Here is a 22,658-nt window from a genome sequence, read left to right as displayed (position 1 = left end):
ATTGAGGTGCTGCACGTGATTTCTGTTGGTATTGTTGGGGGAACTGGATATACAGGCGTTGAATTATTACGTCTTTTATTAAGACATCCGCAAGCCCGAGTTGATGTTTTAACATCACGTACAGAAGCAGGAAAACGTGTAGCTGATATGTTTCCAAGTCTTCGTGGACACACTGAATTAGAGTTTTCTGATCTTGATCTAGATCGTCTCAAACAATGTGATGTTGTTTTTTTTGCAACGCCACACGGTGTAGCAATGCAACATGCTCAAGAATTGATTGATTCCGATACTAAAGTTATTGATCTAGCAGCTGACTTTCGTTTGCAAAATCTTGCTGAATTTGAAAAATGGTATGGCATGCAACACAGCTGTCCAACTGTTTTAACTGAATCGGTTTATGGTTTGACAGAGCTTAATCGTGAAAAAATCAAAAATGCGAGAGTAATTGGTAATCCAGGATGCTACCCGACAACAGTTCAATTGGGTTTGGCTCCGCTTCTAAAAAATGATACAACCCTTATCAATACTCAAAATATCATTATTGATGCGAAATCAGGTGTATCGGGTGCTGGACGAAAAGCAAATCTTGGCATGATTTATAGTGAAAATGCAGATAACTTCAAAGCATACGGAGTTGCAGGTCACCGACATCATCCAGAGATAGTTGAGGCGCTTGAAAATATTTCTGGGCAAAAAGGGCAATTCAATCAAATTTTATTTGTGCCACATTTAGTGCCGATGATTCGTGGCATGCTAAGCACTATATATGTAGATTTAACAGCGCAAGGTCAGAAGTTGGATATTCAAGCTCTGTATGAAGATTTTTATAAAAATGAAAGATTTGTTGATGTTATGCCTGCTAATAGTTCACCTGAAACTCGTAGCGTACGCGGAGCGAACGAATTACGTATCGCTTTATATCGTTTGCAAGAAAATAAGCTGATTATACTTGTCGCTCAAGATAACTTGGTTAAAGGTGCCGCTGGTCAAGCGATTCAAAATATGAACTTAATGTTTAATTTTGATGAAGCTGCTGGCTTAGAAGGTATTGGTTTATTACCATAAAAAACGGTTTTGTACTTCACACACATTTAAATTTCGATTTAAATGTGTGTTTTGATGTAAGTCATAACGATAGAGATGATGATGGATAACGTTGATCCGACTATTTCACCAGATAGTTCCGCTAACAAAAATAACTTTCTCAAAACGAATTTACCTTTAGTGATTGCTGCTACAGTATTAATCGGTGGCAGTTTTATGCTTGGTTATACCGTAGGTCATCGTCAAGGATTAACAGTTGTTGGTTATGATGCAGATGCAGAGCAGTTAGTTGAAGTTGTACAAAAGCAAAAGACTGCTTTAGATTCTGTTAGCAAAAGCTTAAATGCAGCTGTTCAAGAAAGAGATATGGCTGTAGGAAATGCTGATGAGCTGTTTAAAGCGATAAATCAAGCAAATGCTGATAAAACTCAATTTGAAACAATGAATGCAATTTATCGTGAGACATTGAGACAGCGTGGCGGCGTTAGTTTAACAATTCAGAATCTAGCAGTTAAATCACTTCCTGAAAATGCTTATGAGTATCAAATTGATTTAATCCAAGTAAGTCCAAGCAAGCGTCGTGCTGTAGGTACAGTTGAGTTGCGATTGATTAAAGATACAGAAATACTTGTAGTGCCATTAGAAGACAAGAACTTTAATTTTGATGATTTTGAACGATTGACTGGCCGTTGGACAATGCCAAAAGGTTTTGTCCCTCAGTTTATTGAAGTAAGATTATCAAGTGGTGCTACACCTGTGATTAAGAGATTTAGTTGGCAGCGTGGTCAACCAGTAGATGTAAGCTCTGCATTTGTTTCTGAAATTCCACAAGCCGAAGCAAATGCCCAATAATTTAGTAGATCAAGTAACCAATATGCGAAGATATAAACGTCAGATGAGTTTAAGTGAAGTGAAAAGTTCTTTTCAGCAGTCAGGATTAATTGATTGGCACTTAGGTCCACGTTTGAGTGACTCGCATGAGGATCATGAAGGAGAGGTTGTTGTGCAAACAGCTCCTCCTGAATTAAAACGCCCACCTTTATACGCAGTTGTTTTATTGAATGATGATTACACGCCAATGGACTTTGTCATTGAGATTTTACAAAGTTATTTTGGGATGGATTTTGATCAAGCGAGTCAAGTGATGTTGACCGTTCATTACGAAGGTAAAGGCACTGCGGGTGTATACCCAAGAGATATTGCTGAAACCAAGGCGAATCAGGTAAATAATTATGCTCGATCGCAGGGTCATCCATTACTTTGTCAAATTGAGCCAAAAGCATAATTTTCTATAAATTTAGAATTAAAAAATAGATTTGCTGTCAATTTAAACAGTTGATTGACTTTTATGCTGTTTGTAATTGAATTTTTACAACAATATGTTGTTTTGAATCTTGACCAAGATGCTCAACTAATGCTAACAGTAGATTATGAAGCAAAGAGTATAGTAGCCGCCAAATTTCATTGCGATTACAGCAGCTCAAGCGGATTAAATCCATAATTAGCTCTTTCATGAAAATTCATATATTTCGGAATGAAAGAGCCCAAGAGATAAGGGGGTTACATGCTCAGTCGTCAATTAGAAGTATCGTTACGTTTGGCTGTTAGCATGGCTCGTCAAAAGAGACATGAGTTTTTGACAGTTGAACATTTGTTGCTTGCCTTGCTAGATAATGACTCTGCCGTAAATGCTTTAAAAGCATGCGGTGCAGATATCGTTACTTTGCGTAAAGAATTAGAGGAATATGTAGAGCAACATACCCCAAAACTTGGTGATAATAACGAACAAGCTCCTCATCCAACAGAGAGCTTTGATCGTATTCTACAAAGAGCGATTTTCCACGTGCAATCGAGTGGCGGTGATCGTACTGTAGAGGGCGCTGATGTACTCGTTGCGATGTATTCTGAACGAGACTCTTTTGCGGTTTATTTATTAAAACGCCATCAAATCAATCGTCTTACTTTAACTCAGTACTTGTCTCATGGAACTCGCAAAGATGAGATTCAAGTTGAAGAAGAAGTGGAAGATATTGAAGGTGAAAATGCAGCCTCTGCGAATGCTGGCCCTTTAGAACAATATACGCTTAATCTTAATATTGAAGCACAAAAGGGTAAAACAGATCCATTAATTGGGCGTGAGAAAGAAATTGAGCGCGCTGCACAAATTTTATGCCGTCGCCGTAAAAACAATCCGCTGTTAGTTGGTGATCCAGGTGTTGGTAAAACATCTATTGCAGAAGGTTTGGCATGGTTGATTGTGAATGGTAAAGCACCAAAACCACTTGCTAATGCTGAAGTTTATAGCTTAGACATCGGTGCTTTGGTTGCAGGCACGAAGTATCGTGGTGACTTTGAAAAACGTTTAAAACAATTGTTAAATGCTTTGAAAAAGAATCCGAACGCGATTTTATTCATTGATGAAATTCATATGATTATTGGTGCAGGCTCAAGTATGGGTAGCACTATGGATGCATCGAACTTAATCAAACCAGCTTTGGCAAATGGTAGTTTACGTTGTATTGGTTCGACTACATTCCAAGAATACCGTCAAGTATTTGAAAAAGATCATGCATTATCACGTCGATTCCAAAAAATTGATGTGAATGAGCCGAGTGTGGGTGAAACAATCGAAATACTTCGTGGCTTAAAAAGTAAGTTTGAGGATTTCCATCACGTTGAATACGAAGACAAAGCACTTGTTGCAGCAGTAGAGTTATCAGCTAAGTTTATTCATGATCGTTTCTTACCAGATAAAGCAATTGACGTAATTGATGAAGCTGGTGCCCAACGTCGTCTTAAAGCTGAAGCTGATGGATCAATGATTTCAGTAGAAAACATTGAAGATATTGTTTCTAAGATTGCGCGTATCCCACCTAAGACTGTTTCTAAAGATGATAAGACTGTTTTAGAGAACTTAGAGCGAGATTTAAAACGCGTTGTATTTGGTCAAGATGAGGCGATTACAGCACTTGCTTCAGCAATTAAATTGTCGCGCGCAGGGTTAAAAGCACCTGATAAGCCTGTGGGTAGTTTTGTATTTGCTGGCCCTACAGGTGTAGGTAAAACAGAGGTCACTAAACAACTTGCTAAATTACTAGGTGTTGAGTTAGTACGCTTTGATATGTCTGAATATATGGAGCGTCATGCTGTGTCGCGTTTGATCGGCGCGCCTCCAGGTTATGTTGGTTATGATCAAGGTGGTTTACTGACTGATGCGATTCATAAAAATCCACATTGTGTACTGTTGCTTGACGAAATTGAGAAAGCACATCCAGATGTATTTAACTTGTTATTACAGGTGATGGATCATGGGGCTTTAACCGATAACAATGGTCGTAAGTCTGATTTTAGAAACGTAATTATTGTACTCACAACTAATATCGGTGCAGAAAGTATTTCTCGCGCAAGTATCGGCTTTACAGAGCAAGATCACAGTGCAGACAACCAAGACGCAATGAAACGAGCATTTTCTCCTGAGTTCCGTAATCGTTTAGATGGTGTGATTCAGTTTAAAGCACTTCCTACGACTGTGATTGAATCAGTAGTTGATAAATTCTTAACTGAGTTACAAGCACAGTTGGATGAAAAGCAAGTTGTTCTTGAAGTTGATCAAAGTGCACGAGATTGGTTGTCAACCAATGGTTATGACCGTCTGATGGGTGCTCGCCCAATGCAACGTTTAATTCAAGAGCATCTGAAAAAGCCGCTTGCTGAGATGATCTTGTTCGGAGAGCTTGCTGAGCATGGTGGAAATGTTGCCGTTTCTGTGAAAACTGAAGATGGTAAAGATGTTGGTCTGAAACTAGAGGTATTTGAAGATCATATTAATCCGAGTGCTGAACCTGCTTAATGTTTGAATTGTCATCTTCTATAACCCAAATACTCAAAGTGTTTGGGTTATTTTTCATTACAGCTATTGCTGAAATTTTAGGTTGCTATTTTCCATACTTGATTTTGAATCAAGGGAAGTCACATTGGTTGTGGATACCCACAGCATTAAGTTTAGCTATTTTTGTATGGCTGCTTACATTACATCCAGTAGCTTCAGGTCGTATTTATGCGGCATATGGCGGGATATATATTTTTACAGCACTGTTGTGGTTACGTTACATCGATCAAGTGATGTTATCCCGTTGGGATATTTTAGGTGTACTTATCGTGTTATGTGGTGCGGCAATTATTATTTTACAACCACAAGGTTTAGTTCGCTAATCATCAGCATGACAAATTCATTTGCCATGCTGATTTAAGATTAATTCAATAAATAACTTTCTTCTATGCTGCATTCTTTTACAAAGAGCTCATCATGAGAAACTAAGATGACGGAACCATGAAATGAACGGATAGCATGAGCTAAAAGTTCTCGTGATTCTATATCTAAATGGTTGTCTGGCTCATCTAAGAGTAATAGTTCAACTGTTTGGAATTTCAAAGCAACTAAAGCGACCTTTAAACGCTCTCCACCACTCAGAGTACTTATCGGAGCAAGCGATTTATCTCTACGAATTTGTAGATTTCCTAAAGCTGTTCGTATTTGTTGCTCAGATAGATTTGAGTCAATACTTTTAAGAAACTCATAAGCGGATATATTTTGATTGAGTAAACAAAAATTCTGATCTAAATATAATAATTTCGCATTTGAATAGATTTCTCCAGCTATAGGTTTGATTAAACCTTGAATAGTTTTAAAAAAAGTCGATTTACCGCAACCATTTACACCCTTCAAATGTATTTTTTCTCCTGCTTTAATCGCAAGCTGAATTGGATTTGTACTGGCGTAAGCTATTTTTAATTCATAACAGCGTAATATTTCTCCTGATATTTTTGTAGGATGTGTAAACTCAAATGATTGTGATTTGTAATATTCCAGTTGATGTTGTTTATGCTGTAATTCATCTTTTGCTTGAGTAAGCTGTTTGATCTGTTGTTTTTTTAGTTGAGAGAGTGATTGTTCAGATTGCTCCTTTTTTGCATCAAGTAAGATTGTCGCTTGAGATCCTGAAGCTCTTAATTTCTCACCTGTTTTCTTTCTTTTTTGTGCTTTCTTTTGGCTTTGATGTTGTTGCTCTTTGAGTTGTTTCAAATCACGCTTTTCTTGTAGAACTGAATGAGATAATGCTTGTATTTGCAACTGATGCTGTCGGTGATAAAGATCATAATTTCCTCCATAGTAGTGCAAACCTAAGTGGTTTAAATTGAAAATACCTTCTACATGAGCGAGTAGTAGGCGGTCATGACTAATAATGAGTCCGCCTGTTGGATGTAGTTCCATTTGCTGAGCGAGCCATTTTCTTCCTTGCGTATCCAAATGATTACTCGGTTCATCTAGTAATAAATAATGATCTTTAAGTAAGAATAAACGACATAGTGCAAGTTTAGTCTTTTGTCCTTCACTTAATTGATTTGTACTTTTACCTAGATCAGTGGGTAAGTCTGCACTTTCTAATAGTTGTTGCCATTCAGAAGGTAAATGCCAAAGATGTTCAACTTGATCAAAATCAGTCAATGTTGCAGTCCCATTATTAATGCGTTCAAAACAAAAATATAAGTCTTCTATTTCCAGTGTCTCAGCAATAGTCGCTGATTGGATACGTTGAAACTGGTGAAGATGTTGATGTGGGTGTAACCAAGATATTTTACCTGAATAGGGTAGAGTTGTTTTTTCTCCATCAAGAATAGACATCAGAAGAGATTTGCCTTGTCCATTTCTTCCAATTAAACCAGTGAATTGTCCAATTGGAAGTTGGAAAGATAAATTAGTAAATAGTTTGCTTTGTGCTAGTTCTAGCGATAAATTTGAAACGACACATGCCTGTTGAGTCATAAGAAACCTCATAAACAGGATATGCAAAAATAGATCGAAATCAGTTTTAGAATATGAGTGGTTCAACCATAGATAAGTCTATTTTGCACATCAAAAAAGAAATTGAATTTGATGATGTAAAATAGGACTTACTTCATTGGCGTATACTCGTGGTGATGGATTTTTGTGCTATTTTATTGAAGCTTGGCTAAAAGATCAATTACTGTCTATTTTTTAGGTAAAATCAAAAAAACATAAAAAGTGCTTGTCAAATACAGAAATAGTGCGTAACTTAGAACTAAGCAACAGTTTTTAAGATATTTGAAATAAACATGTTAAAGCATACTGTAAACACGAACGCATACTTTTACTTTTGGCAATATATCTAGTTGCCTGATGCGTTTCGGGCAGCGAAAGGGTTGCCCAACCAGTTAATACCTGATCGGCAACACCGATCAGGTTTTTTTATGCTTTAAGATTCATTAATTTAGGAGAAATATTATGTATACATCAAACATTTCATATTTTAGCAAGATTTCTTGGTTTTACTTTGCAAAAAAATCAACATCACTTAGATCACTCTTGCTCAAATAAATACTCGGGCTGATTTCAGTCCAAAGGAAATGAAAATGAATGCTTTAAATACGGCTTTGAAACAATCATCACAAACGCAAATAAAAGAATCAATGCTTAGCTTGCCATCACAACTCAAAGCGCAGTATCCATTGTCTGCAAATTTAGCGCAGCAAATTTCAAAACATCGTCAAACGATTCAGAATATTTTATCTGGTCATGATCCTCGACTTATGGTGATTACAGGTCCATGCTCGATTCATGATCCTATCGCAGTACTTGAATATGCTGATCGCCTACAAAAACTCCAAGAAAAAGTTAAAGATCAAATATTTCTTGTAATGCGCGCTTATATTGAAAAACCACGTACAACAGTTGGCTGGAAGGGTTTTTTATATGATCCAAACCTAGATGGATCATCAGATTTACAATTGGGATTAGAAAAATCTCGTGAGCTATATATTCAGCTTATTGAAAAAGGTTTGCCGATCGCGAGTGAAATTTTAAGTCCGATGGCAACAGGTTATTTTGATGACTTGTTGGCTTGGGGAGCTATTGGGGCACGTACAAGTGAATCTCAGATTCATCGTGAGATCGCAAGCCATATGCCATATAGTATTGGTTTTAAAAATGGTACTGATGGTTCGATTCAGATTGCTTTGGATGCAATTCAATCTGCTTTAAATGGTCATCAATTCCTTGGAATGACTCAGCAAGGTTTACCTGCTATTTTGCATAGCAATGGTAACCCTTTACCGCATTTAATTTTGCGTGGTTCAAACCATGGTACAAATTATGATTTGGCTTCAATTCAAGCGATGCACTTCAAACATAAACATTTACCTGCATTAGTAATTGATTGTAGTCATGGCAATAGTGGTAAAGACCCATTACAGCAACCAAATGTACTAAAACAAATTATTGCAGAACGTGCAGAATCCAAAGTACGTGGTGTGATGATCGAAAGCCACTTGGTTGATGGAAATCAAAAGATTTCATGTAATATGACTTACGGTCAGTCGGTAACGGATGGTTGTTTAGGTTGGGATAAAACTGAACAAGTTCTCTTGGAAATCGCTGAGCAAATGAGATCCTGATTGATCATAAAAAGCAAATCTTGTTGATTGGCTTTTTTATTGTATTTTTTATGCAGCATCCAATGAATTACTACTAAGAAAACGCCCAATTTCTTGAGAGAATTTTCTTGGTTCGGTAATTAAGGGAGTATGCCCTGAACGTTCAAAATAGATTGTTTGAGCATTTGCTAGACTATTAGCAACTAAAGTTTGTCCAGTTTCTGGATAAAGCGTAGAGTCTCGGCCAATAAAGAACGTTGTTGGACACTCTAATTGACTGATGGCATCACGGTAATCTTCATCATGATTCAGATAATTTTCAACATACCAAAGTAAATAGTCTAGTCGTTGAATAGGTAGTAAATACTTTTGTAAAACTGGTCGATTTAATGCCAGTTTAAAGATTTTTGGACTATAAGCATTATTGCTTTGTAACTCAATAAATGCACCCCAAAGACTTACAAGTTGATATCGAATGTCTTTAGGTAAATTTTCAAGCCTTTTTGCAGACTTATAATCCAATAAAAGTGTTTGAATATCGAGAAGTAAACTTTTGAATTGAGAATACTTTGTTCCAAATAGACCATATTGCCAAGTATCATCAACAGCAATTTTTGGTGTTTGATCAATATGAAGGTAGGCTTTAATTTTTTTAGCTAAATCACCATGTTTCATTCCATGCATAGCGGTTGTTGCACCCATAGAATATCCCATCAGGATAAACTGGTCTAAATTAAGCAGTTTGATGAGTGCATCTACATCATTTCAATGGCTTGAGATAGCATCCATTGATGGAATTCCACAATTTTTAGAGCCGCCGAATCCTCTCCAATCTGGGATAATAAATTCATATTGATTGCGATTGGAAAATAAAAAAGGTAGCCATTGCCAGCTTTGCATACCAAGTCCTGATAAGACGAGTACAGGTTCTCCTTCGCCAACACGTCGTACAAATAATTTTTCTTTATCAGGCATGGTGTAAAACGGCATTATTTTTCTCCAATCTTGTCCGCTTCCTCAAACTTTTTGAGCTGAGGGATCATTTTCTGTAACCATTTTATCCATTCATTTTCTTTAATAATACCGAGTTCAAGAATCATTTTATGAATAAATAAAATACGATTTGTTGGCTCGTTATTTTTAAAGTCTTTGTCATGAATGGCTTGGTACAATTTTAACTTCTCTTTGTGTAACTCTAAGTGGCGAATCAATTCAGGTAATATCGTATTGCCACCTAATTGTGCTTCAGCCCTCAACCTAACCATCAAATCATCTCTTAGTTGCGCAGGTTCACTTTGTTGCTCGATCCATGCAGCTAATTGTATGCGACCTAATTGTTCGACTTGATATGTTTTTTTACGACTGTTTGTTGTTTCTTCTTCAATGGTTGATATCCAACCTTTTTTGAGCATTCCATTGAGTTCACGATAAATTTGTTGATGTGTCGCGTTCCAAAAGAAGCCCATAGAGCGATCAAAACGACGAGCAAGTTCGAAACCAGTGCTTGGTTTTTCTAATAAACTCGTCAATAAAACATGGGCAAGAGACATAAACATCCAAAAATAAAATGTGACTATGAAGATTATGCAAAATGTTGCATAAAAATCAAATATTGTTTATAACTTTATGCAACAAGTTGCATTAGCAAGCAGATTGCTAGCCATAGGAGAATTTATGTCAGCTTATCCACATTTACTTCAGCCACTTGATTTAGGCTTTACGACTTTAAAAAACCGCGTGCTTATGGGGTCTATGCATATTGGTTTAGAAGAAGCGCCACAAGGCTATGAACGCATGGCAGCATTCTATGCTGAACGTGCGAAAGGTGAGGTTGGATTAATTGTTACAGGTGGTGTATCTCCAAACGATGATGGTGTTGTTTTTGCGCATGGAACAAAATTAGATTCAATCGAAGAAGCAGAAAAACATAAAGTGATTACCCAAGCTGTACATGATGCAGGTGGTAAGATTGCTATGCAAATTCTTCATACTGGTCGCTATTCTTATCAAGCAAATAACGTTGCACCTTCTGCAATTCAGGCTCCAATCAACCCAATTAAGCCAAAAGCATTAAGTTCTGCAGAAGTTCAACAAACCATTGATGACTTTGCGAATTGTGCAAAATTAGCACAATATGCAGGTTATGATGGCGTAGAAATCATGGGCTCAGAAGGCTACCTGATTAATGAGTTTATTGCCGCACGTACCAACCATCGTGATGATGAGTGGGGTGGTAGCTACGAAAATCGTATCCGTTTTCCAATCGAAATTGTTAAACGTACGCGTGATTTAGTGGGCGAGAACTTTATTATTATTTATCGTTTATCTATGCTCGATTTGGTAGAAGGTGGTTCTAGCTTAGAAGAAGTGATTCACCTTGCTAAAGAAATTGAAAAAGCGGGTGCAACAATTATTAATACAGGGATCGGCTGGCATGAAGCACGTATTCCAACGATTGCTACAAAAGTACCTCGTGCTGCATTCACTTGGGTAACGGAAAAACTTAAAGGAAGTGTATCTATTCCATTAATCACTTCGAATCGTATTAACACACCTGAAATGGCTGAGCATGTTTTAGCATCAGGTCATGCTGATATGATTTCAATGGCTCGTCCTATGTTGGCGGATGCAGAATTTGTATTAAAAGCTAAAGAAAATCGCAGTGATGAAATCAATACCTGTATTGGTTGTAACCAAGCATGTTTAGACCATATTTTCTCTATGAAGATTGCGACATGTTTAGTCAATCCGCGTGCATGTTATGAAACTGAACTAATTTTCAAGGAAACAAATGCCGTAAAAAATATTGCAGTAATTGGTGCAGGGCCTGCAGGGTTGAGTTTTGCAACTTATGCAGCTAGCCGTGGTCATAAAGTTAAAATCTTTGATTCAAGTAATCAGATTGGTGGACAGTTTAATATCGCTAAAACGATTCCCGGTAAAGAAGAGTTTTACGAGACACTGCGCTACTTCAAGCGTCAAATCGAATTACAACCAAATATTGAGTTGGTGCTGAACCATACAGTAACTTATGAAGAGTTAAGCAAAGCAAACTATGATGAAATTGTTGTAGCTACTGGTGTAACACCACGTCAATTACAATTTGAAGGCATTCATCATCCAAAAGTTCTAAGTTATATCCAAGTACTTAAAGAGCGTGTACCAGTAGGAAAACGTGTAGCGATTATTGGTGCTGGTGGTATTGGTTTTGATACTGCTGAGTATTTAAGTCACGAAGGTGAAAGCGGTAGCTTAAACCCTGAAAAATTCTATGCAGAATGGGGTATTGATACAGCGTACGAGCATGTTGGTGGTCTGAAACAACCTGAACTTGAAAAATCTGAACGAGAAATTTATTTATTACAACGTAAAGCTTCGGCAGTAGGTGCAGGTCTGGGTAAAACAACTGGCTGGATTCACCGCACAGGCTTAAAACACCGCAATGTAAAAATGATCGCAGGTGCAAGTTATGACAAAGTAGATGATCTAGGTTTACATATTACTGTTGATGGAAAAACAACAGTATTAGAAGTTGATAACGTTGTAATTTGTGCGGGCCAAGAATCATATACAGCGATGTATGATCAACTCAAAGCTGATGGTAAAAATGTTCATCTTATCGGTGGTGCAAAAGAAGCAGGCGAGTTAGATGCGAAGCGTGCAATTCGTCAAGGTGCTGAACTAGCGGCAATTCTATAATAAATAAAAGGGTGTTTTCTATTTTAAGAAAATGCCCTTTTCAAGACCATATAAATTTAATAGGACAATAAAAATGACACTTGCAACAACTCAAATATCAATCAAAAAATGGCATCAAATGTTAGAAACCAATGATATGTCCATCTTAAATGATTTATTAGCAGATGAAGTGGTATTTAGATCACCTGTCGCTTATAAACCGTATGAAGGGAAACAGGTTGTTTTCTTTATTTTGACCAATGTTATCCAAGTTTTTCAGGACTTTACTTATCATCGTGAGTTCTTTACGGAAGATGGTGAAAATGTAGTGCTAGAATTTAGTGCGAATGTGAGTGGTAAATCATTAAAAGGTATCGATATGATTCGCTTCAATGATCGAGGGCAAATTATTGATTTTGAAGTGATGATTCGGCCAATGAGTGGTTTGGCTGCCTTAGCAGAGCAAATGGGTCAAAGAATCTCCCAATATCAAGCTACTTAATATTAAAAATAGCCTAAGTAAATTTGAATTAAGATGTGGTTAAAAATATCGACATTATTTCTACTACCAGTCATAGTTGCTCAAGGAATTGTTGTTAAACAACGTACACCAAAATTTATAGAGCCAATTGGAGAACGTCAAGGAATTGTAGGTCTTGGTCGACCATTATCATTGCTTATTTTAGGTGATTCTGCTGCTGCAGGAGTTGGTGTTGAATATCAGCATCAAGCTCTTTCAGGCGTATTACTTTCACAGCTTATGAATGAATATAAACTGACATGGGCTTTACATGCTAAAACTGGTAATAATACTAGACAAGTCATTGATGCAATTAATGCTTTAAAGCCGCAAGTTTATGATGTGATCGTCACTTCAATTGGGGTAAATGACGTGACTAAACTTACCTCAACTCGCTTGTGGATAAAGCAGCAAAAACAATTGTTTACCGAATTACGAAAGAAATTTGATCCAAAATTGATTATTGTAACTGGTGTTCCACCTATGCAGCATTTTCCAGCTTTACCTCATCCACTTGCTTGGATATTTGGAAAACATGCTCAACAAATGAATAAAAAATTACAAGGCTATTTATCAACTGAACCAATATTTAAGTTTATTGAATTTGATCTTGAACATTTTCAAGAGATGAATCTACCCATGGCTATAGATGGGTTTCATCCAAGTAAAGAAATTTACGAGATCTGGGGGAAACAGGTCGCGTCGTTAGTGCGAGAATTCTTCACCTCATAATTTAAGGCTATTGTCATCTATGGGTATTTCTAATTTAAATAAAATTAAAGTTTTGGGCTTAGAGTTATTTGATCTTGTGGTTGGTGCAGAGAAACCAAAGACATATTATTCACCAAATGGAAAGATTAAAAATATCTTAGAGAAATTGCCTCAGCTAAAACAAAAGTACCGCCCAACACCTTGGTTGTCTAACAATCACATGCATCTGTTGTATTTTGATGTTATTAGAAAAAAAACGATAAAGCTTCAATATGATCGTATTGAACAACTCACTATGCAGGATGGTGGTGTTACAGGAATAGCATGGTATGGATACGACTTGCCTAAGCAAACACCGACGATTGTTATTATGCATACCATTACGGGTTCACCTGAAAGTATGCGAGAACTAGTAAAAGATTTGCATCAATACACAGGATGGAGAATCGCGCTATGTTTACGTCGTGGGCACGCTGGTTTACCAATGCCTGTACCTCGCATTTCACTTTTTGGATCGACAGATGATTTGAAAGAACAACTTACGCATATTCAACATATATTTCCTGAGTCTGATTTGTATGCTGTTGGTTCTTCTGCTGGAACTGGACTATTAGTGCGTTATTTGGGTGAACAAGGTCTAGACACACCTTTTAAAGCTGCATTTGCGATGTGTCCTGGTTATAACACCGAAATTGGATTCAAAAATGTTCATCCGTTTTACACAAAGTTAATGACGAAAAAATTGTTTAAACATTTTATTTATCCTTACCAATCTACATGGAAACAGCTTGATTCATTAGAAAAGGTTTTAGCATCAACAACTCTTGAAGAGTTTGAAAAAGTCTATTTTGAAATGGCAGGTTTTAGAGATTATGAGAGCTACTGTAAAGCGATTAATCCGATATATGTTTTTCAAAATATAAAAATTCCATTGATGATTCTAAACTCTGAAGATGATCCTGTGTGCTCGATCAAAAACTTTCATCCATATAAATCTGCTATAGAGCAAATGGATAATATTGCTGTGATTACAACGAAAAAAGGAAGCCACTGTGGATTTTATGAAGGCTGGCAAACTTCATCTTGGTCAGCACGACTTATTTCAGATTATTTTCTTATTCAGCGTTCAAGCTAAGTAATTTAAGGAATAAAGCCCATGTGTGAATGGGCTTTTTTTATTTTAAGATACCAAAGCAGGTGTATCTTTTATTCCAAGTTTTATTTTCGTGGTTGCAACTAAATTTTTTTCATTAGTCTGGTTAGGGTGAAAGTCATATCTATAGTATTCAAAGAATTTGGGAATAAATGTTTTATATTGCTTAGCTGCAAAATTAAAGAAGTTTTGCCATGTTTTGGTAATCCCCCCTAAAAATAATAGGATCTAAAAGTAGAATTTTCTCTTAAGATACGAGCAGGAGATTCTGCATGAAAACATCTAAATTTACTGACAGTCAGATCATGTCCATCTTGAAACAGGCAGAATCTGGCACACCTGTAGCGACCCTTTGCCGTGAACATGGCATGAGTAATGCTACCTTTTATAAATGGCGTGCCAAATATGGTGGTATGGATACATCATTAATGGCTCGACTGAAAGAGCTAGAAGCCGAAAATACCAGACTTAAAAAGATGTATGCGGAAGAGCGATTAAAGGCCGAAATCATCCAGGAAGCGATGGCAAAAAAGTGGTAAAGCCATCTTGCCGGCGTAAGATGGCACAACAGGCAGTTGCCCAGCATGCCATTAGTATTCGTTTGGCTTGTAAAGCATTTGGCATTAGTGAAACCTACTACCGCTATCAAGCCAATCTCAGCGATGACAATGCACTCATTGCTGAACAGCTCATTGAACTCACTGAGGAAAATTCCGATTGGGGCTTTGGTTTGTGCTTCTCGTATTTACGGCATGTTGGGAGTTGCTGCTGGAATCACAAGCGGGTTTACCGCATTTACTGTGAGTTGGCACTGAATCTGCGTATTAAACCGAGAAGAAGACTAAAACGGCATGCGCCTGAACCATTGAAAGAACCAATCCGAGAAAATCAGGTTTGGTCATTAGATTTTATGCATGATCAGCTTTCCGATGGTCGCAAGTTTCGATTATTGAATGTGATTGATGATTACCGCCGCGAAGGCCTAGCCATTGAAGCAGGGTTCTCATTGCCCACAATCAGGGTTATTCGTACGTTGAATCAATTGCTGGAGTGGAGAGAAAAACCGTTAGTGATCCGATGCGATAATGGTCCCGAATTTATCAGTCACGAATTTGTGCGCTGGGCTACTGAGCACGGTATTCGTATTGAATATATTCAACCGGGTAAGCCACAGCAGAATGCGTATATTGAACGCTATAATCGGACCATACGTTATAGTTGGCTGAGCAAGCATTTATTTGATACTTTGGATGAAGTACAAGATTATGCAACAAACTGGTTGTGGCATTACAACCATGAAAGACCACATCAAGCTAACAAAGGAAAGCCACCTCTAATGGCTGCTTAACCTCTACTTTTAACTTCGGTTATTTATGGGAGGATTACCTTTTAAGATTTGATAATTGTTTATCTCGTTTCATTAAAACTATTTGGTAGATTGTTGAAAGTCCAGTAATAAGAATCAGGCTTAAAGTGAAAATTGTGACCCGAGGAAGGTAAGCATTTAATCCATTTCCATATAAATATTCATATAAATCAAAAGCTACTGCTTTATGCTCAGTTTCTTCAACACTATGCCATAACCATAAATCTCGTATAGTTTTATCCGTCATATACTCATTTACAGTTTCCATCATACTTACGACTAGTACAGCTGTGTAATGCTCTAAACCTACAGTAACAAGTAAATTCCACTTTTTACTAAATACTTTTTCAAGACCTTTGAGAACAATACCAGTAATTTTTTCCAAAGATTCAGGATTTAAGCCATGTTGTTGAGCGCTAATATGAAAAGCATGATGTTCTTTTGAATGCATAGCCTCTTGGCCGATGAAAGCACTAATTTCTCTATCTAATGCTTCATTCAGTTTTGCATGTTCTCGTAATGCTCTTACTGATCGCACGAAATAAGATTCACCTTCTGGAAATAAGGTTGAGAGTCCGGTGAAATAATGTGTCATTGCTGGATCATTAGCACACCAGTATTTAGGTGTATTTTCGAAATTGTAATCCATGCGACGTACAGGAAATGAGGCAGGTAAACGGGTTGAGTTAGTTTTCATTATTTACTCCATTCATTATTAGTTCTAAAATAGAACTTATGGGGTAGAAGCTAGTTCTATATTCTTTTCCTGTCAATTAATTTTGAAGAAGATAGATAATATTGTCCCTAACTGATAGATAGAGAATCGTTTCTGACATGTGCTTTAGAGTAAAAGGATAAAAGAAGATAAAATTTTTTATGAATTAAATACCCAAACCATAATTTTGATTTGGGTATTCATAAGATAACTTAATTATTAAGCGCAGGTGTAGCAGCCGCAATTGCTGCTGCAACAGCATCTTCTTCAGATTGAGCTGGAGTAGCTGGCTTTTGTGGTTCCGTCTTTACTGGTTTTGGTTCAGTTTGAGTCGGTTTAGGTTGTTCTGTTGTAGAAGTTTGAGTTTGGCTGCTAGTAGTTGTTTCAGCAGGGCGAATCTCACGACGAACTTCAGTTGTTGTATTTGGAGTTTCTTCACGAATAGTTTCGGTAACAGGAGCTGTAGTTTCTTGATTATCTACGCTTTCAAGCGTTTCAAACTCACTGTTCTTAGGCTCAGTTTGTGCTTGACTCGTTTCAGTTTCAGCAGTTTGTTCTTGCTGATCTTCGTTTTTAGGCTCTTCTTTTTTGACGCACGCAGTTAATAAAAGACCAGTAGCAATCGCTGCACAAAGTAAAAGTTTTTTATTCGCCATTGTTAAAACAACATATTAAAAAAGGACAGAGGGAATTATATCAGCAAATTAAAAGAATAAATCACTTACATCAAACAGCTTTGTTGATATTTTATAGTTGCTTGCACCATTCATACTAATTTTTAAAGTGATAAAACTAAAAAATCATAATCTAAACTTGAAAATGATTGCTGTCAGCCATGCAAAAAGAATTTATGTATGAAATATCCACAATTCCGATAAATTTTTATCGAAAATGCTGATAGAATAGCCAGTTGTTTATAGTTCTTTAAATTGATGCGGTTTGACTTTGCTTTATTAGGGCAGAGTACAGTAAAATTGCACAACATTGTAGGCCGATTTCGGCTCGATTGTACGAGAAACTCAATGACCCATTTTATTTTTGTCACTGGTGGTGTAGTTTCATCACTAGGTAAAGGTATTTCTGCTGCTTCTGTTGCTGCACTTTTGGAAGCCCGTGGCTTAAAAGTCACTATGGTGAAAATGGATCCATACATTAATGTCGATCCAGGTACCATGAGTCCATTCCAGCACGGTGAGGTTTTCGTCACAGAGGATGGTGCTGAAACTGACTTAGATTTGGGCTATTACGAACGTTTCTTACGTCGTGCGAAAATGACCAAATTAAACAACTTTACAAGTGGTCGTGTTTATCAAGATGTTTTGAATAAAGAACGTCGTGGTGATTACTTAGGCGGTACAGTTCAAGTAATTCCGCATATTACTGACAATATTAAAGAGCGTGTTCTTCGTGCAGGTGAAGGTTACGACGTTGCTATTGTAGAAATTGGCGGGACTGTTGGTGATATCGAATCACTTCCATTTATGGAGTCGGTTCGTCAACTTATGGTTGAGTTGGGTCATAAACGTACAATGCTCATGCATTTGACTTTGTTGCCGTATATCAAATCAGCTGCTGAGTTAAAAACAAAGCCTACTCAACACTCAGTTAAAGAATTACTTTCAATTGGTATTCAACCAGACATTTTAATCTGTCGTACTGAATATGATGTTGATGCTGATACTAAACGTAAAATTGCTCTTTTCACTAACGTAGAAGCGCGTGCAGTTGTTGTTTGTAAAGATGCGAAAACAATTTACCAAATCCCACGTAATTTTTATGAACAGAATGTTGACGATTTAATTTGTGAACGTTTTGGTTTTAATGATCTTCCTGAAGCAAATCTTGAAGATTGGGATAATGTTGTTGAAGCATTACTCAATCCAGAGTACACGGTACGTGTAGCTATGGTTGGTAAATATGTTGAATTGCCAGATGCATATAAATCTGTCAATGAAGCACTTTTACATGCTGGTATCCAAAATCGCGTAAAAGTTCAGATTGATTATGTAAATGCTGAAGATCTTGAACAACAAGATATTAGTGTTTTAAATACTGCTGATGCGATCCTTGTGCCAGGTGGTTTTGGTGAGCGCGGTACTGAAGGTAAAATGCGTGCGATCCAGTATGCACGTGAAAATAAAATACCTTTCTTGGGTATTTGTTTAGGTATGCAACTTGCTGTAATTGAATATGCTCGCAATGTAGCAGGTATTCCAGAAGCAAGCTCTACAGAGTTTAATCGTTCAACTAAATATCCATTAATTGGCTTAATTACTGAATGGTTAGACGAGCGTGGCGAATTACAACAGCGCAGTCTTGAATCAGACTTAGGCGGAACAATGCGTCTTGGTGCTCAAAAGTCAGAATTGGTTGAAGGTACTAAAACTCGCGAAGTCTATGGTAAAGCTGAAATTACTGAGCGTCATCGCCATCGTTATGAAATGAATGATCGTTTCATTCCTACGCTTGAAGAAGCTGGTATGAAAATTTCAGGTTATTCTTCTGTACAACATTTAGTTGAAACTGTAGAAATTCCTGAACATCCTTGGTTTATTGCTGTACAATTCCACCCAGAATTTACAAGTTCACCACGTGATGGACATCCATTATTTGCTGGTTTTATTGATGCTGCGAAAAAACAGCACCAACAAGGTAAATAATGCAGTTCTTTAAATAAACTGGGAAAGTTTAAATGTCACAATTAAAACCACAAGAAGTTGTACGTTTAGGCGATATACAAATGGCAAATCATTTGCCATTTGTATTATTTGGCGGAATGAACGTATTAGAATCAAAAGATTTAGCTTTTGAAATTGCTGAAACTTATATTGACATCTGCAAACGCTTAGATATTCCTTACGTGTTCAAAGCGAGCTTTGACAAAGCGAATCGTTCAAGTTTGAATTCTTTTCGCGGTCCCGGTTTAGAAAAAGGGATTGAATGGCTTGCCGACATTAAGAAACAATTTAATGTCCCTATCATTACTGATGTACATGAACCATATCAAGCAGCTCCAGTTGCAGAAGTTGCTGACATTATCCAATTACCTGCTTTTTTAAGTCGTCAAACTGATTTGGTTGAGGCGATAGCTAAGACTCAAGCTATTATCAATATTAAAAAAGCACAGTTCCTAGCTCCTCACGAAATGCGCCATATTTTGCATAAATGTCTTGAAGCTGGAAATGACAAACTAATTCTTTGTGAACGTGGCTCAGCATTCGGTTATAACAACTTAGTTGTTGATATGCTTGGTTTTGACATCATGAAAGAAATGAATGTCCCTGTGTTTTTTGATGTGACGCACTCATTGCAAACACCTGGTGGACGTGCTGATTCAGCTGGTGGCCGTCGTGCTCAAATTACGACGCTAGCACGTGCAGGCATGGCGACTGGTTTAGCTGGGTTGTTCTTAGAAGCACATCCAGAGCCTGAAGTAGCAAAATGTGATGGACCATGTGCATTACGCTTATCTCAGTTAGAGCCATTCTTGGCACAGTTAAAAGAATTGGATACTTTAGTTAAAGGATTCAAAAAGTTAGATACCCATTGATGTATGAAAATACATCTTTTTATTCATTAAACAGAGGAATTGTTCATGAGCCAAATCGTTGACATCCGTGCACGCGAAATTTTGGACTCTCGTGGTAACCCAACCATCGAAGCAGACGTAATTTTAGAATCTGGGGTTGTTGGTCGTGCATGTGCACCATCTGGTGCTTCAACTGGTTCTCGTGAAGCTTTAGAACTTCGTGACGGAGATAAAACTCGTTACTTAGGTAAAGGTGTTCGTACAGCAGTTAACAATGTTAACACATTGATTCGTGACGCTTTGTTGGGTAAATCAGTTTTTGAGCAAAAAGACATTGATAATACAATGATCGCGCTTGATGGCACTGAAAACAAAGAAAAATTAGGTGCAAACGCAACTTTAGCAGTTTCTTTAGCTGCTGCGCGTGCTGCTGCTGAAGAAAAGAAACTTCCTCTTTTTCAATATATCGCGGACCTTCGTGGTCAAACTATTTTGACTATGCCTGTACCGATGATGAACATCCTCAACGGTGGTGAGCATGCAGATAACACTGTTGATATTCAAGAGTTCATGATTGAGCCAGTTGGTTTCACTTCATTTGCTGAAGCGTTACGTGCTGGTGCTGAAGTATTCCATTCTTTAAAATCAGTTTTAAAGAAACAAGGTTTAAATACTGCAGTTGGTGATGAAGGTGGTTTTGCACCTAACTTGCGCTCTAATGAAGAAGCGATCCAAGTTATTTTACAAGCAATTGAGTTAACTGGTTATAAAGCTGGTTCTGACATGATGCTTGCTTTAGACTGCGCATCTTCTGAGTTCTACAAAAACGGTCAATACGTTTTAGAAGGCGAAGGTAACCGTGCTTTCACAAGCCATCAATTTGCTGATTATTTAGCTGGTCTTGCGAATCAATATCCTATCATCTCGATCGAAGATGGTTTGGATGAATCTGATTGGGAAGGTTGGAGCTACTTAACATCAATTCTTGGTGACAAAATCCAATTGGTTGGTGACGATTTATTCGTAACAAACCCTAAGATTTTACAACGTGGTATTGAGGAGAAAGTAGGTAACTCTATTCTGATCAAATATAACCAAATCGGTACTTTGACTGAAACATTAGATGCTATCTATCTAGCTAAAGCAAATGGCTATTCAACTGTTATTTCACATCGTTCTGGTGAAACAGAAGATTCGACTATTGCTGACTTGGCAGTAGGTACAGCAGCTGGTCAAATTAAGACTGGTTCTCTATGCCGTTCTGACCGCGTTGCAAAATATAACCAATTACTTCGTATTGAAGAATTGACTAAAGCAGCTTACCGCGGTAAAGCTGAATTCAAAGGTTTAAAATAATCTCTGAATTATGCTAGAAGTCTTTCGATCAACTTCGAGTAAATTGATTCTGTTGCTTGCAATCGTTCTGATTGCAAGCTTACAGTACCAATTTTGGTTAGGTGAGGGAGGATATTTCCCTCATCAAGCTTTAGCTCAACAAATTACGCAACAAGCTGAAATCAATGAAGAGCTAAAAGAGCGTAATCGCATTTTAGCGGCTGAAGTTTTTGACTTAAAAAATGGAACTGAAGCGATTGAAGAACATGCACGTCTCGATCTTGGTTTAATCAAACCAAATGAGACCTTTGTGCAAATGAGTACGATTAGTACCCATTACAAACCGATCTATATCGATCCAAATGCAAAATTAGATGCCCCAACCAATGAAAATCCAGACTAAATTATGGGCTGTTGTACCAGCAGCAGGCTCAGGTAGTCGTTTTTCAAAATCCGAATTAAAACAATATCAATATATTGCTCAGCGTACTGTGATTGAGCATACTGTAAACAGACTCAATACTTTGCAGTTAGCTGGATGTGTTCTCGCTATAGGTGAGAGCGATAACTTTGCACAGACATTAGCTTTTGAGCACTTAGATAGACTTCACTTTTGTAAGGGGGGAGCTGAGCGGGTTCATTCGGTATTAAATGCCTTGATGTATTTATCAAATATTGCAGATGAAAATGATTGGGTTCTCGTACATGACGCAGCACGCCCTTGCGTTACAACGGATTGTCTCGAAAAATTGATAATTACTGCTATAGAGTCAGATCAGAGTTCTATCTTAGCTATACCTGTTCGAGATACATTAAAACAAGTAGTTGAGGACCATCAAATAGAGAAAACAGTGAGTCGTGATCTATTGTGGCAAGCTCAAACACCACAAGTGGCAAAGATAAGCATATTAAAAAATGCAATAGAGACAGCACTGAAAGATCAAATTGTAATTACTGATGAGGCAAGTGCACTTGAATATGTAAATGAACCCGTACAAGTTGTACAAGGTCGTTCAGATAATATCAAAATCACTTATCCAGATGATTTAGAACTCGCTCGTTTAATATTGCAATCACAAGCCATAAATTAATTTTTTATAAAAATAGCCTAAGCAAAATTGAAAATTTAATGATTGTAACACCAATATAAATGAC

Annotated in this window: 19 protein-coding genes and 3 pseudogenes; 16 read left to right on the top strand and 6 right to left on the bottom strand. The window is 37.3% G+C overall.

Annotated features, from left to right (window positions below; genetic code table 11):
- Positions 1-9 precede the first annotated feature (9 nt).
- From argC to F948_RS07205, 5 genes are all read left to right on the top strand, one after another.
- Positions 10-1,065: an N-acetyl-gamma-glutamyl-phosphate reductase gene (argC, locus tag F948_RS07225; RefSeq protein ID WP_171057558.1), complete on the top strand. Its 1,056-nt coding sequence runs from the start codon at positions 10-12 to the stop codon at positions 1,063-1,065.
- A gap of 81 nt (positions 1,066-1,146) precedes the next feature.
- Complete coding sequence (locus tag F948_RS07220) at positions 1,147-1,896, top strand: DUF6776 family protein (protein WP_004911333.1); 750 nt, start codon at positions 1,147-1,149, stop codon at positions 1,894-1,896.
- Positions 1,897-1,918: 22 nt separating this feature from the next.
- Positions 1,919-2,329 carry an ATP-dependent Clp protease adapter ClpS gene (clpS, locus tag F948_RS07215; RefSeq protein ID WP_005402579.1) on the top strand — a complete coding sequence of 137 codons (411 nt, stop codon included), beginning with the start codon at positions 1,919-1,921 and terminating at the stop codon, positions 2,327-2,329.
- A 279-nt stretch (positions 2,330-2,608) separates the two neighbouring features.
- Entirely contained in the window at positions 2,609-4,894 is a 2,286-nt protein-coding gene (gene clpA, locus F948_RS07210) for an ATP-dependent Clp protease ATP-binding subunit ClpA (protein ID WP_004962073.1), read from the top strand.
- Positions 4,894-5,256, top strand: coding sequence for a YnfA family protein (locus F948_RS07205; protein WP_004962070.1), 363 nt, complete (start codon positions 4,894-4,896; stop codon positions 5,254-5,256). Before clpA ends, F948_RS07205 begins: the two co-directional genes overlap by 1 nt.
- Before the next feature lie 40 nt (positions 5,257-5,296).
- Here the strand turns inward: F948_RS07205 and F948_RS07200 are convergent, their stop codons facing one another.
- Positions 5,297-6,868 carry an ATP-binding cassette domain-containing protein gene (locus F948_RS07200; RefSeq protein ID WP_004962067.1) on the bottom strand — a complete coding sequence of 524 codons (1,572 nt, stop codon included), beginning with the start codon at positions 6,866-6,868 and terminating at the stop codon, positions 5,297-5,299.
- A 608-nt stretch (positions 6,869-7,476) separates the two neighbouring features.
- On the opposite strand from F948_RS07200, the gene F948_RS07195 reads away from it, so the two are divergent.
- Positions 7,477-8,517, top strand: a complete 1,041-nt coding sequence (locus F948_RS07195; RefSeq protein ID WP_004911319.1) for a 3-deoxy-7-phosphoheptulonate synthase — start codon at positions 7,477-7,479, stop codon at positions 8,515-8,517.
- Positions 8,518-8,565: 48 nt separating this feature from the next.
- Here F948_RS07195 and F948_RS07190 read toward each other — a convergent pair.
- Positions 8,566-9,486: pseudogene (locus F948_RS07190) on the bottom strand (alpha/beta fold hydrolase).
- Complete coding sequence (locus tag F948_RS07185; protein ID WP_004962055.1) at positions 9,486-10,046, bottom strand: PadR family transcriptional regulator; 561 nt, start codon at positions 10,044-10,046, stop codon at positions 9,486-9,488. Before F948_RS07185 ends, F948_RS07190 begins: the two are co-directional and overlap by 1 nt.
- Before the next feature lie 124 nt (positions 10,047-10,170).
- Between F948_RS07185 and F948_RS07180 the strand changes: the two genes are divergently transcribed.
- The 4 genes from F948_RS07180 (at position 10,171) to F948_RS07165 (ending at position 14,540) form a co-directional block, all read left to right on the top strand.
- Complete coding sequence (locus tag F948_RS07180) at positions 10,171-12,195, top strand: NADPH-dependent 2,4-dienoyl-CoA reductase (RefSeq protein ID WP_004962052.1); 2,025 nt, start codon at positions 10,171-10,173, stop codon at positions 12,193-12,195.
- Between the two features lie 73 nt (positions 12,196-12,268).
- A complete protein-coding gene (locus F948_RS07175; protein ID WP_004962049.1) occupies positions 12,269-12,676 on the top strand; it encodes a nuclear transport factor 2 family protein in 408 nt (135 codons plus the stop codon).
- 33 nt (positions 12,677-12,709) lie between these two features.
- Positions 12,710-13,426, top strand: a complete 717-nt coding sequence (locus F948_RS07170) for an SGNH/GDSL hydrolase family protein (protein WP_004962046.1) — start codon at positions 12,710-12,712, stop codon at positions 13,424-13,426.
- Between the two features lie 19 nt (positions 13,427-13,445).
- The gene (locus tag F948_RS07165) at positions 13,446-14,540 is read left to right on the top strand and encodes a YheT family hydrolase (RefSeq protein WP_004962042.1); all 1,095 of its coding nucleotides are present in this window, start codon (positions 13,446-13,448) and stop codon (positions 14,538-14,540) included.
- Positions 14,541-14,585: 45 nt separating this feature from the next.
- Here F948_RS07165 and F948_RS16570 read toward each other — a convergent pair.
- A pseudogene (locus tag F948_RS16570) lies at positions 14,586-14,759 on the bottom strand (metal-dependent hydrolase); the annotation flags it as partial.
- 71 nt (positions 14,760-14,830) lie between these two features.
- On the opposite strand from F948_RS16570, the gene F948_RS07155 reads away from it, so the two are divergent.
- Positions 14,831-15,906 (top strand): IS3 family transposase gene (locus F948_RS07155; RefSeq protein WP_115636315.1). Its coding sequence is split into 2 segments (ribosomal slippage): positions 14,831-15,083 and positions 15,083-15,906, totalling 1,077 coding nucleotides; the frame shifts between segments, so codons are not numbered across the junction.
- 40 nt (positions 15,907-15,946) lie between these two features.
- Here F948_RS07155 and F948_RS07150 read toward each other — a convergent pair.
- A pseudogene (locus tag F948_RS07150) lies at positions 15,947-16,621 on the bottom strand (metal-dependent hydrolase); the annotation flags it as partial.
- Positions 16,622-16,851: 230 nt separating this feature from the next.
- Positions 16,852-17,295, bottom strand: a complete 444-nt coding sequence (locus F948_RS07145; protein ID WP_004911292.1) for an outer membrane protein assembly factor BamD — start codon at positions 17,293-17,295, stop codon at positions 16,852-16,854.
- A gap of 366 nt (positions 17,296-17,661) precedes the next feature.
- On the opposite strand from F948_RS07145, the gene F948_RS07140 reads away from it, so the two are divergent.
- Genes F948_RS07140 through ispD form a run of 5 tightly spaced genes read left to right on the top strand, consistent with a single transcriptional unit; the run spans position 17,662 to position 22,594 of the window.
- Positions 17,662-19,299 carry a CTP synthase gene (locus tag F948_RS07140; RefSeq protein ID WP_004911289.1) on the top strand — a complete coding sequence of 546 codons (1,638 nt, stop codon included), beginning with the start codon at positions 17,662-17,664 and terminating at the stop codon, positions 19,297-19,299.
- 32 nt (positions 19,300-19,331) lie between these two features.
- Entirely contained in the window at positions 19,332-20,189 is an 858-nt protein-coding gene (gene kdsA, locus F948_RS07135; protein ID WP_004962034.1) for a 3-deoxy-8-phosphooctulonate synthase, read from the top strand.
- Positions 20,190-20,234: 45 nt separating this feature from the next.
- A complete protein-coding gene (eno, locus tag F948_RS07130) occupies positions 20,235-21,524 on the top strand; it encodes a phosphopyruvate hydratase (protein ID WP_004962031.1) in 1,290 nt (429 codons plus the stop codon).
- 10 nt (positions 21,525-21,534) lie between these two features.
- Positions 21,535-21,906, top strand: coding sequence for a cell division protein FtsB (gene ftsB / locus F948_RS07125; protein ID WP_004911282.1), 372 nt, complete (start codon positions 21,535-21,537; stop codon positions 21,904-21,906).
- A complete protein-coding gene (ispD, locus tag F948_RS07120; RefSeq protein WP_004962028.1) occupies positions 21,890-22,594 on the top strand; it encodes a 2-C-methyl-D-erythritol 4-phosphate cytidylyltransferase in 705 nt (234 codons plus the stop codon). The genes ftsB and ispD overlap by 17 nt, the downstream gene beginning before the upstream one ends.
- Positions 22,595-22,658: the final 64 nt, after the last annotated feature.

This window comes from Acinetobacter junii CIP 64.5 (assembly GCF_000368765.1).
Lineage (GTDB): Bacteria > Pseudomonadota > Gammaproteobacteria > Pseudomonadales > Moraxellaceae > Acinetobacter > Acinetobacter junii.
The sequence above is the reverse complement of the archived record's forward strand: the minus strand, read 5'-3'. Positions and strand labels throughout refer to the sequence as shown.

Excerpts from the sequence above, each read along its gene's own strand:
- F948_RS07220 (WP_004911333.1), top strand. The coding sequence starts at position 1,147 with ATGGATAACGTTGATCCGACTATTTCACCAGATAGTTCCGCTAACAAA.
- clpS (WP_005402579.1), top strand. The coding sequence starts at position 1,919 with ATGCGAAGATATAAACGTCAGATGAGTTTAAGTGAAGTGAAAAGTTCT.
- clpA (WP_004962073.1), top strand. The coding sequence starts at position 2,609 with ATGCTCAGTCGTCAATTAGAAGTATCGTTACGTTTGGCTGTTAGCATG.
- F948_RS07205 (WP_004962070.1), top strand. The coding sequence starts at position 4,894 with ATGTTTGAATTGTCATCTTCTATAACCCAAATACTCAAAGTGTTTGGG.
- F948_RS07200 (WP_004962067.1), bottom strand. The coding sequence starts at position 6,868 with ATGACTCAACAGGCATGTGTCGTTTCAAATTTATCGCTAGAACTAGCA.
- F948_RS07195 (WP_004911319.1), top strand. The coding sequence starts at position 7,477 with ATGAATGCTTTAAATACGGCTTTGAAACAATCATCACAAACGCAAATA.
- F948_RS07185 (WP_004962055.1), bottom strand. The coding sequence starts at position 10,046 with ATGTCTCTTGCCCATGTTTTATTGACGAGTTTATTAGAAAAACCAAGC.
- F948_RS07180 (WP_004962052.1), top strand. The coding sequence starts at position 10,171 with ATGTCAGCTTATCCACATTTACTTCAGCCACTTGATTTAGGCTTTACG.
- F948_RS07175 (WP_004962049.1), top strand. The coding sequence starts at position 12,269 with ATGACACTTGCAACAACTCAAATATCAATCAAAAAATGGCATCAAATG.
- F948_RS07170 (WP_004962046.1), top strand. The coding sequence starts at position 12,710 with ATGTGGTTAAAAATATCGACATTATTTCTACTACCAGTCATAGTTGCT.
- F948_RS07165 (WP_004962042.1), top strand. The coding sequence starts at position 13,446 with ATGGGTATTTCTAATTTAAATAAAATTAAAGTTTTGGGCTTAGAGTTA.
- F948_RS07145 (WP_004911292.1), bottom strand. The coding sequence starts at position 17,295 with ATGGCGAATAAAAAACTTTTACTTTGTGCAGCGATTGCTACTGGTCTT.
- F948_RS07140 (WP_004911289.1), top strand. The coding sequence starts at position 17,662 with ATGACCCATTTTATTTTTGTCACTGGTGGTGTAGTTTCATCACTAGGT.
- kdsA (WP_004962034.1), top strand. The coding sequence starts at position 19,332 with ATGTCACAATTAAAACCACAAGAAGTTGTACGTTTAGGCGATATACAA.
- eno (WP_004962031.1), top strand. The coding sequence starts at position 20,235 with ATGAGCCAAATCGTTGACATCCGTGCACGCGAAATTTTGGACTCTCGT.
- ftsB (WP_004911282.1), top strand. The coding sequence starts at position 21,535 with ATGCTAGAAGTCTTTCGATCAACTTCGAGTAAATTGATTCTGTTGCTT.
- ispD (WP_004962028.1), top strand. The coding sequence starts at position 21,890 with ATGAAAATCCAGACTAAATTATGGGCTGTTGTACCAGCAGCAGGCTCA.